6 protein-coding genes are annotated in these 15,543 nt (G+C 68.9%); 1 reads left to right on the top strand and 5 read right to left on the bottom strand.

The genetic code is table 11. From position 1 onward, the window contains the following. Nucleotides 1-14 precede the first annotated feature (14 nt). Both VES41_RS21040 and VES41_RS21035 read right to left on the bottom strand, forming a co-directional pair. Nucleotides 15-10,895 (bottom strand): VCBS domain-containing protein, encoded by a 10,881-nt coding sequence (locus tag VES41_RS21040; protein ID WP_324821135.1) that lies wholly within the window; start codon nucleotides 10,893-10,895, stop codon nucleotides 15-17. Nucleotides 10,896-11,106: 211 nt separating this feature from the next. After that, entirely contained in the window at nucleotides 11,107-12,054 is a 948-nt protein-coding gene (locus tag VES41_RS21035) for an adenylate/guanylate cyclase domain-containing protein (protein WP_324821132.1), read from the bottom strand. A gap of 360 nt (nucleotides 12,055-12,414) precedes the next feature. Between VES41_RS21035 and VES41_RS21030 the strand changes: the two genes are divergently transcribed. Continuing rightward, nucleotides 12,415-12,657, top strand: a complete 243-nt coding sequence (locus tag VES41_RS21030; protein WP_324821129.1) for a hypothetical protein — start codon at nucleotides 12,415-12,417, stop codon at nucleotides 12,655-12,657. A 101-nt stretch (nucleotides 12,658-12,758) separates the two neighbouring features. On the opposite strand, the gene VES41_RS21025 is transcribed toward VES41_RS21030, so the two are convergent. Genes VES41_RS21025 through VES41_RS21015 form a run of 3 tightly spaced genes read right to left on the bottom strand, consistent with a single transcriptional unit; the run spans nucleotide 12,759 to nucleotide 15,498 of the window. Then, nucleotides 12,759-13,745, bottom strand: coding sequence for an LD-carboxypeptidase (locus VES41_RS21025; protein WP_324821126.1), 987 nt, complete (start codon nucleotides 13,743-13,745; stop codon nucleotides 12,759-12,761). Beyond that, nucleotides 13,742-14,854, bottom strand: a complete 1,113-nt coding sequence (gene tadA, locus VES41_RS21020; protein ID WP_324821123.1) for a tRNA adenosine(34) deaminase TadA — start codon at nucleotides 14,852-14,854, stop codon at nucleotides 13,742-13,744. The genes VES41_RS21025 and tadA overlap by 4 nt, the downstream gene beginning before the upstream one ends. A gap of 2 nt (nucleotides 14,855-14,856) precedes the next feature. Continuing rightward, nucleotides 14,857-15,498 (bottom strand): FMN-binding negative transcriptional regulator, encoded by a 642-nt coding sequence (locus tag VES41_RS21015; RefSeq protein WP_324821120.1) that lies wholly within the window; start codon nucleotides 15,496-15,498, stop codon nucleotides 14,857-14,859. Nucleotides 15,499-15,543 lie beyond the last annotated feature (45 nt).

Here is a 15,543-nt window from a genome sequence, read left to right as displayed (position 1 = left end):
ATGAGTTGGTCTTGTTATTGGAAGAACTGTGAATGCAGTTGGGCAGCTGCGCGCCTGAGCTGTTCGCTGAAGGCGGAGGCCGTGGCGACCGGGACCGGCTCGGCCAGGGCCAGGGTGTCGCCGGCCGACGGCAGGGCCTGCACGTCGCCGTTGTCCGGAGCCAGCGGCACGGGCGCTGCGTCGGCCACGCGAATGGTGGCGCGCGCCTGCGCGAGCGGGCTGCGCTTGCCGCCTGCTTCTGCGTCCGGCACCTGCCGCTGCGTCGGCCCCACGGTGAGGCTGGCCGCGCTCGACGAGAACAGCGAAGGATCGGCGAGCAGCCCGTCGGCCGTCAGGCTGACACGGCCATGCCGGCCCAGCAGCCGGGCCAGCTCCAGTTGTGCCGCCAGCGCGTTGTTGCGCACCACCTCGCCGACGAACTCGCCGCCCACCGAATTGAGTCCGTAGGTGAACGAGGTCGGCGGCTGCAGCGTGTAGTGGTCGAGCACCAGCGCGATCTCGGTGCCGCTGGCCGACAACCGGTCGGTGTAGTCCTGGAGCTCGCTCTGGCGCACCACCGGCTGCACGAACAGGCCCGGCTCGACCTGCAGGCCGAGCGTGGGCGGCTCGGGCCAGAAGCGGTCGCGGCCGAAATATTCGGGGTTGCCGTTGTCAATGCGCGGCGCCGAGATGTCCAGGTGGATCACCAACTGAGCCTGGTCGGTGGCGCCTGCGCGGTCGACCACCGTGTAGGTGAACACGTCCTGCAGGATCTGCCCGAAGCCGGCCGCGGCCAGCACCTCCGGGTTGGTCAGGTCGATGGCGTAGGTGTAGCTGCCGTCGGCGTTCAGGACCAGCGTGCCGTAGCGCCCGGCCAGCGGCTGGCCCAGTGCACCGGTCGTTCCGGCGCCGCTCTCGGCGCCGGTGCGCACCGCGCCGACATGCAGCGCGTCGCCGCCGTCGACGTCCGAATCGTTGGGCAGCACGTTGCCGCCGGCCTGCGGCGCCACCACCTGGTCGCTGGCGACGTTGCTGTCGTCGCGCGCCACCGGGTTGTCGTTGGCCCCACGCACGACGATCACCAGGTTGGCCTGCGAGACAGCGCCCGCCGCGTCGCGCATGACGTAGCTGAAGGTTTCCGTCAGCGTCTCGCCGCTGGTGCGCAGCGCCTGCACCGCCGGATTCGCGTTGTCGATCACGTAGCGATAGCTTCCGTCGGCATTGATCACGATCTGCCCGTACAAGCCGGCGACGGCACTGCCGGCCTCGCCCTGCGCACCGTTGGCGCCGGCATAGGCCTGCACCTGCTCGGTCTCGCCGTATTGCACGCCGTCGACGTCGTTGTCGTTGTCCAGCACGTTGCCGGTGGCGTCGGTGCCGGGCGTCGCGTTGTCGATGCCGCCCGCCTCCAGCGCCTCGTTACCGTCGTCCTGTGCAATGGGGGTGTCGTTGCTGCCGGCGATGACGATGCGCAGCGTCGCCTGCCGGCTGGCCCCCTGGGGATCGCTGGCGGTGTAGGTGAAGGTTTCCTCCAGCGTCTGGTCGGCGGTGCGCAGTGCTTCCACCGCGGCCAGGCTGTTGTCCACCGTATAGGTCCAGGTGCCGTCCGCGTTGACCAGAAGCGTGCCGTAGGTTCCGCGCAGCGGCTGGCCCACGACGCCATCAGCGCCGGACTCGAGCAGGCCGCCGGTGCGCACCGCGCTGACGGTCAGCGTATCGCGCGGGTCGAGGTCGATGTCGTTGGTCAGCACGTTCCCGCCGGGGTCCACGCCCGGCCGGTCGTTGTTCAGGCCCCCGGCCTCCACCGCGTCGCCGCTGTCGGGCTGCGGGAACGGCAGGTTGTTGCGGCCGAACACGGTGATGACGAGCTCGGCCGTGTCGTTCAGGCCGCCGCGGTCGACCGACTGGTAGGTGAAGCGCTCGATGAGCGATTCGCCGGCCTGCAGGGCCAGCACCTCCTCATTGAGCGGATTGACCACGTATACGTAGCTGCCGTCGGCGCCGATGGTCAATCGGCCGTACTGGCCGACCACCTGCGTGCCGTCCGCACTGGTCGTGCCCGCCGTCACGCCGTCGAAGGCGCCGGGTACCGCCTCTGCACCGGGGCGGATGCCCGCTACGGTGCTCAGGTCCGGCACGTCGACGTCGCTGTCGGCCCCGGCGCCCAATGGGCCGCCGGCAATGACGTTGCCCACGGCATCCCGCCCGGGGCTGTCGATCAGGCGCGGCACGGCATAGTTGCTGTCGTCCACCGCGACCGGCGCGTCCCAGGCGCCGTCGATCGTCACGACCAGTTGCCCGACCGCGCTGCCGAACAACTGGTCGCGCAAGTGATAGGAGAAAGTTTCGGTGAGTGAATCGCCGTCGCGCAGGCGCTGCACCGCATCGAGCGTGTTGTTCACCACGTAGGTGAACGTGCCATCGCCGCGAATGGTGAGCGTGCCGTACTGGCCGTCGACGCTGGTGTCGCCGACCACCAGCGTCACGGGGCCGCCGTCGTCCCGGGTGCCGGCGCGAATGCCGTTGACCACCAGCTGGTCGCCCGTGTCCGGATCCGAATCGTTGCTCAGCACGTTGCCTTGCGGGTCGATGCCGGCCGTCTGGTTGAAGGTGCCGCCGGCCTCAAGCGCCACGGCGGTGTCGTCCACCGGCAGCGGCGCGTCGTTGGCCCCGACGATGGTGATGGTCAGGTTGGCCACCGCCGTCAGGTTGCCGGTGTCGCTGAGCTGGTAGCTGAACACGTCCTCCAGCGTCGCGCCGGCCGGCAGCGAATTGACCGCATCCTCATCCACCACGTAGGTGTAGGCGCCGCTCGCGCCGATGGTGAGCGTGCCGTACTGGCCGGCGATGACCGTGTCGCCCGCACTGCCGTCCACGCCGGTGAAGCCGCCCGCGCCGGCCTTGTCTCCAGTGCGGATGCCGCTCACGCGCTGGGTCTCGCCGTTGGCCACGCTGTCGACGTCGGTGTCGGCCACGCCGCCGGTGCTGTCGCCCAGAACCACGTTGCCTGTGGCCGGCGTGCCGGGCGCGCCGTTGACGCCCTCGATGGCGGTGCCGGTGTCGTCGTTGGCCACCGGCGTGTCGTTGGCGCCCTGGATGGTGATGATGATCTGCGCCGTGTCGCTCTGGATGCCCGGCGTGCCCGCGGCGCGGTCGCCGGCGGTGTAGGTGAAGTAGTCCAGCAGCGTGTTGCCCGTGGTCCGCAGCGCCTGCACGGCGGCGTCATCATTGTTCACTTCGTAGACGTAGCTGCCGTCCGCCTGGATGGTCAGCCAGCCGTACTGGCCTTGCAGCCGCGTGCCCACCGTGCCGTCGGTGCCGCTGCCCAGCTCCTCGCCGGTGCGGATCGCCGTGACCGTCAGTTGCGCGGTGTCGCCGGTATCCGGGTCGGTGTCGTTGGCCAGGGCCACGCCTTCTCCGTTCGACCCGGGGGTGGTGTTGTCCAGCCCGCCGGCCTCGAGCGCGGTGGCGCTGTCGTCCGTCGCCAGCGGCGCATCGTTGGCGCCGACGATGGTGATGGTCAGGTTGGCCAGCGTGCTCAGGTTGCCGGTGTCGCTGAGCTCGTAGCTGAACACGTCCTGCAGCGTCGCGCCGGCCGGCAGCGAATTGACCGCATCCTCGTTCACCACGTAGGTATAGGCGCCAGTGGATCCGATGGTGAGCGTGCCGTACTGGCCGGCGATGACGGTGTCGGTGCCTGCCACCACCGCGACCAGGTCGCCCGCCTCGTCCTTGGCGACGTTGCGGATGCCGGTGACGCGCTGAGTCTCCCCGAAATCCACGCTGTCGACGTCGGTGTCGGCCACGCCGCCGGTGCTGTCGCCCAGAACCACGTTGCCCGTGGCTGGCGTGCCGGGCGCGCCGTTGACGCCCTCGACGGCGGTGCCGGTGTCGTCATTGCCTACCGGCGTGTCGTTGGCGCCCTGGATGGTGACGGTCAGCGTGGCCGGGGCCGGGGCGTCCGCGCCGGCGGAATCGGCCAGCGTGTAGGTGAAGGTCTCCTGCCGTATGTCGTCGGCGGTGCGCAGCGCCTGCACGTCCGGGTCGTCGTTGTCCACCACGTAGCGCGCAACCCCATTGGCCCGCACGTACAAGGTTCCGTGGATGCCTTGTATCGCGTGTTCGGTGCTGCTGTCATCGTCGGCGTCGATCAGGACCACGACGGTACCGTCTTCGTTGGTGACGCTCGTCAGGTGCAGCACGTCCGGCACCGGCTGGTCGGCCTTGTCGACGTCGATGTCGTTGTCCAGCAGGTTGCCCGTGGGATCGCGGCCCGGCGTCTGGTTGTTGGTGCCGCCTGCCTCCACCGCGATGGCCGCGTCATTCACGCCCTCGGGGATGTCGTTGACGGCCTGGACGTTGATGTCGACCGTGTCCTCGTCCGTCAGTTCGTCGGCCAACTGGCCGGGGATGCCGTCGCCAAGCGCGGGATCGGGGTTGTCGCCGAAGCTGCCGCGGTCCTTGGTGGTGATCCTGAGGACGTCGCTGCCGTTGTAGTTCGCCACGCCCTGGTAGGTCAGCCGCAGCAGTGCGTCATTGATCTGCGCCGCGGTGCCGCTCAGGGTGATGGTGGCGCCGCCCAGCGTGCCGGCGGTGATGAGGTCGGTCGGCGGCGCGCCGGAGAAGTTCAGCATGCCGTGCGTGACGGTGAGCGTCACGTCCAGCACGCCGGCTGAGGGCCCGTTGTCCAGGTCCACGTCGCCGACGCTGATGATGTTGCCGTTGTCGAAGGCCAGGACCTCGTCCTCCAGCACCTGCTGGGCGCCGGGCACCGTGTTGACCGGCGCGTCGTTGAGCTGCACGTAGCCGAAGTCGGCGGCGTTGGTGCCGCCCTCTTCCACCGCCGCGTCCACCTGGCCCAGTGCGTTGGCATCGGTGTCGTAGCGCACCCGCACGGCGCCGAGGTCCGGGGTGTCGATGGTCACCGGCGTCGGCGCCTGCACCTGGTAGCCGCCGGCGGCAAGGCCGCTGAACTGGAAGAACCCTGCGCTGTCCGTGATGGTGGTGAAAGTCACGTCGTCGCCGCCCGTGCCGACCACGCCGTCCGCGCCGCCCCAGACCAGCGTGACGGTCTGGTCGGCCAACAGCGCCTCGCCCGCGCCGATGCTGCCGTCCGGCCCCAGCGAGTCGTCCCACAACTGGCCCCTGATCAGGCCCAGGCCGGCGCCTTCGCGCAGCACGTACGTATTGGGCCCGACCTCGCTGCCGTCGCGTTCGCCGTCGACGGCGCCGTCGACGCCCACGTCAGTGCCGACGAGGTTCTGGAAGCTCTCCGGCAGGCTGCTCCAGGTCAGCACGGCGTCGGTATTGGCATAGGCGGTGTTGGCATCCACCGCCACCGTGTAGTACACGATGACCTCGGTGTTCTGGTCGATCCTGTCGAAGGTGACGGTGATGCCCGTGCCGTCGCCGTTGGCAGTGAACGCGACCCCATCCGGCAAGGTATCGACGCCGATGACGTATTCGGTACCGCCGATGCTGATGCGGCTTGGCGTGTACCTGCCTGCGCCGACCAGGCCGGCAAAGCTGTCGACGAGCGTCACGTCATAGGCCGGCGCACCGCCGCTTTGCGTGAAGCGCACCGAGATGTCGGCCGTGCTTCCATCTCCGTCGGTCGTGACCGGGTCGAAGGTGTCGACCTGCTTGACCATGCCGCTGAAAGCCGGCTCGACCACGATCTCGGTGGCGCTGTCCGACGCCCCGACCACACCGCCCTCGCGGATGAAACTGGCGGTGACCCCCAGCGCCGCACCCGCGGTGTTGCTGGCGATGTTGGCGACGCGGGCGTTGAACTCGATCACCACCCCTTCCAGGTTGTCGTCGCCATCCGAGTTGGTGATGGTGCCGAGGTCGAAGGTGACGATGCGGCTGTCGGTCGGGTCGACGATCACCCGGCCCACGGCGATCAGGGCCGTCGGCGCCGGGCCGTCCAGGTCGTCCGGGATCGGTTGGGCGATGGCGCTGGTGCGGTCACCCGTCACGTACAGCGTGCCATCCGCGCTCAGCAGCAGCGTACTCGTCACGCTGGCGGCGCCGCCGTCCGACACGATGGCGATCCTGATGGTGCCGTCGTTCGCGAAGGTCAGGCCCTCGTCCAGCACGACCCGAATCTGGTAGTTGTTGGTCGTGCCTTCGCCGATGGCCGACACCACCCGGTAGCGCACGATCTCGCCCACGGCCACCTGCTCGTTGTCGCCCGCGGTGCCGCCATCGGCGGGCGGCGTGTCCACCATGCCGCCGATGCGCGACAACTGCAAGCCGCTCAGCACCGGCACCCTGATGACCGATTCGGCCTGGTAGTCGTTGAGCACACCGGTGTCGAGCAGCCCGTCCGCACCGGTGCGCTCGCCGCCGGCAGACGTCACCGGCACGGTGTCGTCCAGGCTGGTCCAGCTCACGTTGGCGGTGCTGTCGATGGTCTGTGAATTGTCGGCCTCGGCGGTGACCGTTCCGCTGACCAGGATGACGATCGTCCCGCCGTCGGGCAGGTCGATGTCGGCAGTGCCCAGGCTGCTCAGGACACCGTCGACGAGCTGAAAACTCGCGGTGATGTCGGTGGTCGCGCCGCCGGGCGCCGTGTAGGTGACGCTGGTCAGCGTCATGCCCGAGATCAGCGCGGTCGGGAAGGTCTCCTGGAAGGCGAGGTCGAACGCGTCCGTGCCGCTGGTATTGCCGATCGTGATCGTGTAGTTGACGGTATCGCCCTCGTCCACGCCGAACTGCGGCAACGGGTCCGCGGTCTGCGTCACCGTCAGCGTCGGCTCCACCACCACCACGGAGGGTGTGCCGCTGCTCAATGCCACGGTGCGGTCGCCGGCGGTGCCTCCGGCCACGTCGCCGTCCGGGTCCTCGTAAACCAGTTGCGCGCTGTTGCCGAGCGACCGGCCCTGCTGGTTCTCGGGCGAGTTGCTGGCCACCAGGCGAACGCGGATCACGAAGCTGTTGTTGCCCGTGTCGTTGTCGGCGCTGTTGACGCTGGCGGTGAAGCTCAGGCGTGCATCCGCTCCGTCCGTGCCGACCGCGTCGCCGCTGGCCGTCTGCCCGGCAATGGTGCCGGCGAAGTCGGCACTCAAGGCACCGCTTTGCGATTGCAGCAGGATGATCTCGTAGCCCGCCCCGCCACCGAAGCTCATGTCCAGCGCCAGCCCGGATGGGATCAGGTCGTCGATGCGCAGATTGGTGGTCGTGCCCTCGGGCAACGTGACGACGATGTCGTAGTCCATCGTCTCGCCGATCACCAGGTTGGCGCCGGTGGTGTGGGTGGCGCTGGAGTCGTCGTCGGTGAGCGAGCCGTCGCGGTAGACCTTGGTGATGCCCGGCGCGGCAACCTGCTCGCCGGCCAGTTCGATCAGGTCGACCGGCGTGAAGTCCTGGCCTTCGTCGACCGCCGCATAGTTCGTCAGGGTCGCGGTGGTCTGCAGCGTGCTGCTCGCGGCAATGGTGTCCGACACGCGCACGTCGTACACCAGGACGACCAGGTTCTGCCCGGTGTTGTCCGGATCCGTGTCCGGGCGGCCGGCCAGCAGCGAGCCGTGCGCCTCGACCGGGTCAAGGAAGGTCACGACGTTGTCGACCACCTCGTAGTCGGTCCCCGCCACCAGGAGCGTGCCGTCGCCCCGGTAGATGCGCAGCGTGTCGGCCAGCCCGGCGCCGACGAAGGCCAGCCCGGGCGGCAGGTCGATCCGGGTGCTGACGTCATAGGCGTCGCCCCCGCCGCTGTTCTCGATGGCGGTGGCCATGCGCAGCGTGTCGCCGCCATCGATGCCGCTCACGTCGCCATTGACGTCGGTGATCTCCGTCACCGGCGCGGTGAACGGGATGTCGGTCGTGTTGTCCGGCGTCGTCCAGCCGTTGTCTCCAGCTCCCGTGACGGTGCCGTTGCTGCTGGAGACAACGCCGTGCGAGATGTTCAGCACCGGCTCGGCAATGGAATCGATCACCGCCGCATCCTGCGAGATGATGTGCGTGTCGCCGAGCGTGGTGACCTGATCGGACTGCGCGATCACCGTCACCTTGCGCTGGTCGCCGAACGGCGTGTCGCTCACCGTCATGGTGAAGCGCAGTTCGACTCGCGAGCCTTCGTTGATCAGCGAACTGTGGTCGCCGAAGTCGAACACGATGTAGTTGCCGTCGGCGACGCTGGTGACCGATTGCACCGTGTCAAGCAGCGTGTGGTCCGGCCCGGTAAACCACTGGTTGTTGCCCTCGCCCACCGTCCAGGTGATGCCGTTGACGTCGAACAACGGCAGCGGCATGTACACGCGCAGGCTGAAGTTCTGGTAGTCGCCGGTCACCAGGTCGTAGCTGACCTGGAAGGTCACCACGTTTCCGGGGCGAAGCTCCACTGAAGGATCAGCGCTCACGTCGACGTCGTCGACCTCCAGCACTTCGATGTCGACCTGGCTCGGCGTGATCGTCACGGTCGACGTGTCGTTGTCCGAGGCGGTTTCGCCGGTGGTGACAGGGTCGACCAGCACCGTGCCGCTGACCGTGGCGTCGTTGCCGACGGTGTCGCCCTCGTTGATGGCCGATTGGGCGTTGGGCGGGCCGTAGAACTGGTCGATCGTCGTCTGGTAGGTGATGGTCGCCGTGGTGGCCCCGTCGTTCGCGTCATCGAAGGCCAGGTCGCCAACCAGCGCCGCCAGGGCCTGGCCGTTGTCGCGCATGGTCTGGGCGAGATCGAGCGTCATCGTGGTCACGCCGGTGACCGGGTCCACCGTGATGCTGGCGGGCGCGATCGCGACGTCTATCTGCACGCCGTTGATCGTGGCGACGAACCGGCCCGAGTCGGCCACCACTGTCTGCCCGTCCGAGGCCGCGTCGGTGATGACCAGGGTGCCCTGGTTGAGCACGTTGCGACCGAAGGCGAAGTAGTCGGAGATGTCGACCTGCAGCGTGTAGGTCAGCGTGTCGCCCGGCGACGCGCCTGGCGTGCCCGTGTCGTCGGTGATGGTCGGGGTCTTGTAGACCACGATCGACAGCACCTGGAACGACACCGGGTCGCCGCTGCCGCTGAGCACGGCGTCGGGGTCGAGCAGCGTGTCGCGCGTGTCCAGCGGCGTCCATTGCGCCGTCGCCTCCGGCCCGTCGATGGTGATGGTGCGCGGCGCGCCGGTGGTCGGGTCGAGCACAGGCGTGCCGTCGGAATCGACCTCGGGCACGTAGAAGTTGACTGTCGTGTCGACCGAGCCCGTCAGGCTGGCATAGGTGACCTCGTAGTGCTTCAGGTAGGCGCCGGCAGCCAGCGTGGTGGCGATGGCCCCGGTGTCGGTGATGACGGTGCCGTCCTGCAGGGTGATCGACGTGACCGTGCCTCCGGTGCCCGGCACGATGCTGGTGACGATGATGTCGTTGGGCAGGTCCTGGCCGACCACCACGTCGTCCAGCGACTGGTCGCTGGCGGTGCTGGCCGTCACCGTGATGCTGCGCGGGTAGTTCGGGCCGGTGACGGTCTGCCCCTCCGGCACGTTGGCGGTCATGGTCAGGTCGACCATGGTGGGGTGCACCACGAAATCGTGCGGAACAGCCTCGATCAACGTCGGATCCGCGGTCGGATCGTCGGCCGACGTGTTGCCGAACTGGAAGCCGCCGCGCGCCTTGATCGTCAGGTCCGGCGCGGTATCGGTCAGGTTCGTGTCGGCCAGGTTGCTCAGTTGCAGCGTGACGACGATGTCGATGGCCGGCTGCCCCTGCGTGATGCTGGCATTGGGCAGTTGCAGCACCCAGAGCGTGTCACCGGCGCGCATGCCGAATTGGGCCGCGTTGATCACGAGCGGCTGGCCGTCGGGGCCCTTGGCCAGCGGGTGCGTCGCCAGGCCGCTGGGATCGAACACCACCTCGTAGGCCTGGATCTGCACGCCCTGGAACGTCGCCGACAGCAGGGTTACGCCGTCATCGATCTCTGCGCCAGCGCCGTCCTTCCCGGTGGTCGGCACGAACACGTCGATGTAGGGCGCATAGCCCACCTGCTCCGAGCCGTTGGTGAACGACGCAGTGAAGGTGAACGTATCGCCCAGCAGCACGTTGTCGCCGCCCGCGGACAGGCTCACCTGCGGCATGGCGTCGGCCAGCAGGCCGTCGAAAGTGGCGAGCGTCTCGGCGCCCAGTACCAGCGGCTTGTCGACGTCGCCGGCGCGGGTCTCCAGCGTCCAGTTGCCGCCGTCGGCGGCCGCGCCGGTCGCGTCCGACGATGCGCCGACGTCGGCGCCGGTCCAGCGCGCCAGTTCATCGACCAGCGTCTGCCCGGCAACGCCGGCGCCCACGCTGCAACCGTACAACTGGATGTCGGCATCGGCCGTCAGGTGCGGCTGCCAGCCCTGCAGCTGCGCGCCGAGCTGATCGATGTTGTCCGCGCTGAAGTTGCGACTGCCCAGGGTGAACTGGCCGGCACCGCCGTGCGACAGGATCTGGATCGAATCGACTTGCCCCATCTGCGCCAGCGCGTCGGAGATGGCAGCCAGGCCGTCCTGCGAGTTGTCGACCACCAGCACCTTCACGTCGGGGCCGGTCTGTGCCTGCAGCTGCTCGCGTTGTTCCACGCGGCTGTCGATCACCAGCAGATGTTGCGGCGCAGCACTCGGCGCGGGGGCCGCGACCGCGGCCGGCGCGGCTTCCGCCGTCGCACTGGGCTCGCGCGCCGTGACGCCGCTGGCCTGCGCGGTGGGCGCGGCGCTGCGCTCGGCGCTCGGTGCCTCGGGTGGACGGGTCGTGTCGCCGCCGTTCTGGTGATCGACCGCGGAGGCGGCGGCGCCATCGAACATGACCCGCGGCTCCAGGGCCAACGCATGTCCGTGCGGGCGCAGGACTTTGATGCGGGGAACGGGCTTCGACTGCTCGCCGGATGCAGGCTGGTCTTCGACCAGCGCCTTGCTGCCACCATGTCTCCACACGCTGTTCAGCACCGCGAACAATCCCATGCTGGCTTCCTCCTGCGTTCAGGCCGCCAGTCGTCCGGCGGTCGAAGGTGACGGTCGGCCCACTATCGGATCCACGCAGCCGCATCACCGGCGACAGCTCACTGTGTGGACACAAATGTGAGATGAGGCCGCAAGGATAAACGCTTAAACAACACAAGTGTGCAAATCACACTTGAGAGGAAATTTATGCCTTCCCTCGGGGCAAGACGCATCAACGCACGCCGGGACGTGCCAATTGAAGGTTGCCACCCATCGTGGTGAAGGCGATGGTGGGCGCGCTGAAGTCGGAAAGCGGAGCGCCCAGTCCGATCTCGCCGCTGCCATGCAGCACGCACTCCTCGCGCCGCAGCGCGATCTCGGTGCTGGCGCCGGCACCGTTGCGAAACCTCACCCAGGTGCCGTAGGTGCTGACGTCCACCAGGACGCAGGTGCCGTTGCGCGACTCGATGCGCGCATGCAGACGCGACACGCGCGGGTCGTTGACGACGAACTGCGCCTCGTCCACCCGGCCGAGATGGATGGGCAGGTCCTCGACGCGAAACAACCCGCGCACGTCGAGCCAGGTCAGTTCGATCTGCCCGAACCCCGAATCGACGGTGCGCGAAGGCGGCATCAGCGTTGCCGGCATGGTCAGGAATTCGGTGACCTCGTCCTGCCAGTCGATGCGGTAGACCACCGGCATCTCGTTCTTGCCGCGGATGTTGATGGGCCCGAGGTTGCGGTGCCGCACTTCGCCGCCGTGCAACTGCTCGATCACCGACTCGGTGGCCCAGATCTGGCTCGGGCCGGCCAGGTCGCTCAGGCGGGATGCCAGATTGACGGCGTCGCCATAACAGTCGCCGTCGACCTCGACGACCTCACCCGCGGCAACGCCGATCTGCAATTCCATGCGCAGTTGCGCCGGCCAGGACTGGAGGCGCTTCTGATGGTTGCGTTGCAGTTCGAGCACGGCCATGGTCGCCGCCGCGCCGTCGGGGAAGACGGCAAAGACGCCATCGCCCAGTGACTTGACCACTCGGCCCCCGTGCGTCTGGCAGACGCCGCCGATCCACTGGGTCAGGCGTGTGACGATGTCTGTTGCCCGGGTATTGCCCATGGCCTCGAACACACGCGTGCTTCCCGTCAGATCCGCGAAAACAACCGTGGTGTTGGCTCCCATGTAATCAGTGTGTATTGAAGCCGGGAAGGCATTTTGATTATGGCAAATAGGTTCCCGGCTGTAGGAACATTCCGTCAATTCCGGGCCAATCGGCTCGGATACCGAGACTGCAATTAATACTAAGGTTACCGTTCCTGGAAATCCGGTGAGCAAACTCGTGAAATATGTTGTTTTCAAACAAGTTTCGGAGCATCTCCTTCTTGTGGATGACACTTGCAACCATTAAGGTACCTCTGCAACAAACAGTCACGCGCCTTCCGCATCATCATGATCCTGCGAAAGCTTCTTCGCCTTCTGCCTCAGCCCGTCAGGGGTTCGCGCCGTACAGAGGAACACCGCGCCGTGGAGATCCGCGCGGCTATGCTCCAGATGCTGCGCACCCACGGCAGTGACCACGGCATCATCGGGCGGGTGGCGCAGAAGGTGCAGTTCGCCGGCGATCTGGAGGCGCTGTGGTACCTGCGCCAGGACGTCATGACGGTGCTCAGCGATTTCGACGGCGAAGGCGCGGCGCGCCGGCAGATGCGCCAGATCAACAGCATGTTCAAGGGCCGCCTGCCCGACGCCATGGGCCCCCGCACGCATCGCCGACTGGGCGCCTGACGCCGCGCTGACGCCAGCCGCGTTTCCCCAACCTCTCTCGAAGAACGCCAACGCGCGCGCCCGACCCTGTCGCGCGATCGGCTCCGGTTCAGCGCGCCGGGTCAGTGTGCATGCCCATGGTCGTGATCGTGGCCGGGCGCATGCCGGTGCCCGAGCGGGCCATGCCCCCACACCATGAACAGCTCGCGCCCGTCGCCCGCCAGTTCCACCTGCGCCCCGACCGGCAGCAGCACCTTGGTCTGCACGTGCCCGAACGGCAGCCCGGTCAGCACCGGCACCTTGATCTGGCTGCGCAGGCGCTCGATCACGCTGGGCAGCCCGAATCCGCGGTCGTAGCCCGGCACCTTGCGCATGCCGGTGAACTGGCCGAACACGACGGCCTTCTGCCGGGCCAGCACGCCCGCCGTGCGCAACTGCTCGAGCATCCGTTCGATACGGTACGGATGCTCGTTGATGTCCTCGATGAACAGCACGCCCTTGTCCACCGACGGGAAGTACGGGGTGCCCAGCAGCGACATCAGCACGCACAGGTTGCCGCCCCACAGCGTGGCGCCATGGATGGAACGGGGCAGCAGAGGACCGTCGCCGGCGTCGCGCGCGGGCACGCGCCAGCCGGTGCCCTCGCCCTGCCCCTCGAGCAGGTCGTCGAAGCAGGCCTGCATGATTTCGTCGGCACCGCCTTCGGCGCCGAAATCCTCGCCCACCGCCGGCCCGGCCCAGGTCACGGCGCCGGTCTTGGCGAGCAAGGCGTTCTGCAGCGCGGTGAAGTCGCTCACGCCAACGAACGACGTGCCGCGCTCGCACGCCTTGGCCAGGGCCTTGTAGGGCAGCTGGTCGAGGATGCGGGTGAGTCCGTAGCCGCCCCGGCTGATGAGCGCGACGTCCGCCCCGCTGGCGGCCGCCCGGCCGATCGCCGCAAGGCGCGTGGCGTCGTCGCCGGCAAACCGCTGGTGGACGGCCAGCGCGGCCTCGTCGATCTCGACCTCGTGGCCCAGTGCGCGCAGCCGCGACACGCCGCGCCGGAAGGCGGCCTTGTCGCGCACTGCACTGGAGGGGGAATAGATGTAGATGTGGCGGTTCTTCTTCACGGTGCGGAGTATCCCATCGCCTCGCGGGCAGCCCGGGCCGCTTCGGCGGCACCGATCCGCCGTGCCGGGCGCGACGGCCCGAAGGCGCGCAGGGCAGCCTCGTGGCCGCGGTCCGGGAACGGAGCGCGGGCAGCCGCCTCGAGTTCGGGCGCGTTCTCCTCGGCCACCAGCACCAGCGCGCGGCAGTCCTGCGCCAGCGTTGCCGCCAGTGCCTCGGCCAGTTCGCGCATGCTCTGGCAGGCCAGCAGAACCTTGGGGCCCGGCGCCTCGCGCGCCAGCCATTGGGCCAGCGCGTCCCGGTGCCAGCCGATCGCGTGCGCGGCGACACGCTTGGGCTTGTCGCTGCGGCCGAAGCCGATCAGGTCCGGCGCCAACACGCGCGGGCAGCCCGCGGCCACCAGTGCCTCGACCAGCGGCACCGTCTGGCGCGACCATTGCCCCGCGCCGTGAACGCACACGCACACCGGCGAGCCGGCCGCGCCGGGCGCGGTGTCCAGCCAGGCCATGCGCAGGCCCGAAAGCGCGGGCAGGTCGCTCGCGAAGCGCGGCGGCCAGGGCAGCGCGGCTTCGGCGAACCGGGATTCGGCCGTGCGCAGCGCATCGTCGCGCAGCGGCTGCGCCACCATGCGCGCGGCCTCGCGCCGGCCGTGGAAGAACGATTGCAGCAACTGCCCGCACGCCGGCGCCATCACGCCGCCCTGCACCTTCGTGTGGTGGTTCAGGCGCGGGTCGGCAAACAGGTCGACCACCGAGCCGGCCGCGCCGGTGCGCGGGTCGGGTGCGCCGAACACGAGCCGGTCCAGCCGGGCATGCAGCATGGCCCCGGCGCACATGGCGCAGGGTTCGAGCGTGACGTAGAGCGTGCAGCCTTCGAGGCGGTAGTTGTCCAGGGCGCGCGCGCCGCGGCGAAGCGCGGCGATCTCCGCGTGCGAGGTGGGGTCGCGCCGGGCCAGCGGCGCGTTGCGCCCGCGGGCGACCTCCGCGCCGTCCTTGACCAGCACGGCGCCGACCGGCACCTCGCCGGCGGCCATCGCCGCGCGGGCTTCGTCGAGGGCGACCGCCATCCAGGCGGCGTCATCGGCAGCGCCCGAGGCGGGACCTGCAGGCATGCTCACCGCGCCCCGTCGGCGTCAGCGGGCGCGATGCCCAGGCGCTGCATCCACACCGCCAGTGCCTGTTCGTCGGGGCTGCCCGCGGCGTAGGCGGCATGGAGCGCGGCGTGCGATTCGGGTCGGTGCTGGTTCAGCTTGACCTTGCATTGCAGCTGCGTGACGCGCAGTTCCATGCCCATGATGCCGGCCAGCATCTTGCGCTGGAATTCCTCGCCCAGGTCGATCCATTGGCGGGCGTAGGCCGGCTCGTGCTGTGCGATCAGGCGCTTGAGCAGCGCGTCCTTTTCTTGCGGCTCGTCGACCAGGCGCGCCTCGACCACGCAGTGCACGGCCAGGTAGTTCCAGGTGGGCACGCGCGCCAGGTCGGGATAGACGGAGGGCGACATGTAGGCATGCGGCCCCTGGAAGACGAGCCGGGCGCGGGGCCGCGCCTGCAGGTGCCGCCACTGCGGATTGGGCCGCGCGCAATGGCACCATGCGACCAGTTCCACCGGGCCGCGCTCCTCGACCACCACCGGCAGGTGGGTGACGAAAGGCAGGCCGTCGTCGTCCACCGAGACCAGGCTGGCGAAAGGATGCTCGCGCATCACGGCCAGTGCGGTGGCGCGGTCGCGTGCGTCGAACTGTGCAGGCAGGTACATGGCAGCAATGCGAAAAGGGGACGCAGCGGCTGCCGCGACAGCCCG

This window comes from Variovorax sp., from assembly GCF_035634955.1.
GTDB lineage: Bacteria > Pseudomonadota > Gammaproteobacteria > Burkholderiales > Burkholderiaceae_C > Variovorax.
Note: the sequence above shows the minus strand (reverse complement) of the source record. Positions and strands in the feature narration are given on the sequence as shown.

Excerpts from the sequence above, each read along its gene's own strand:
- VES41_RS21015 (WP_324821120.1), bottom strand. The coding sequence starts at position 15,498 with ATGTACCTGCCTGCACAGTTCGACGCACGCGACCGCGCCACCGCACTG.
- VES41_RS21040 (WP_324821135.1), bottom strand. The coding sequence starts at position 10,895 with ATGGGATTGTTCGCGGTGCTGAACAGCGTGTGGAGACATGGTGGCAGC.
- VES41_RS21030 (WP_324821129.1), top strand. The coding sequence starts at position 12,415 with ATGCTCCAGATGCTGCGCACCCACGGCAGTGACCACGGCATCATCGGG.
- VES41_RS21035 (WP_324821132.1), bottom strand. The coding sequence starts at position 12,054 with ATGGGAGCCAACACCACGGTTGTTTTCGCGGATCTGACGGGAAGCACG.
- tadA (WP_324821123.1), bottom strand. The coding sequence starts at position 14,854 with ATGCCTGCAGGTCCCGCCTCGGGCGCTGCCGATGACGCCGCCTGGATG.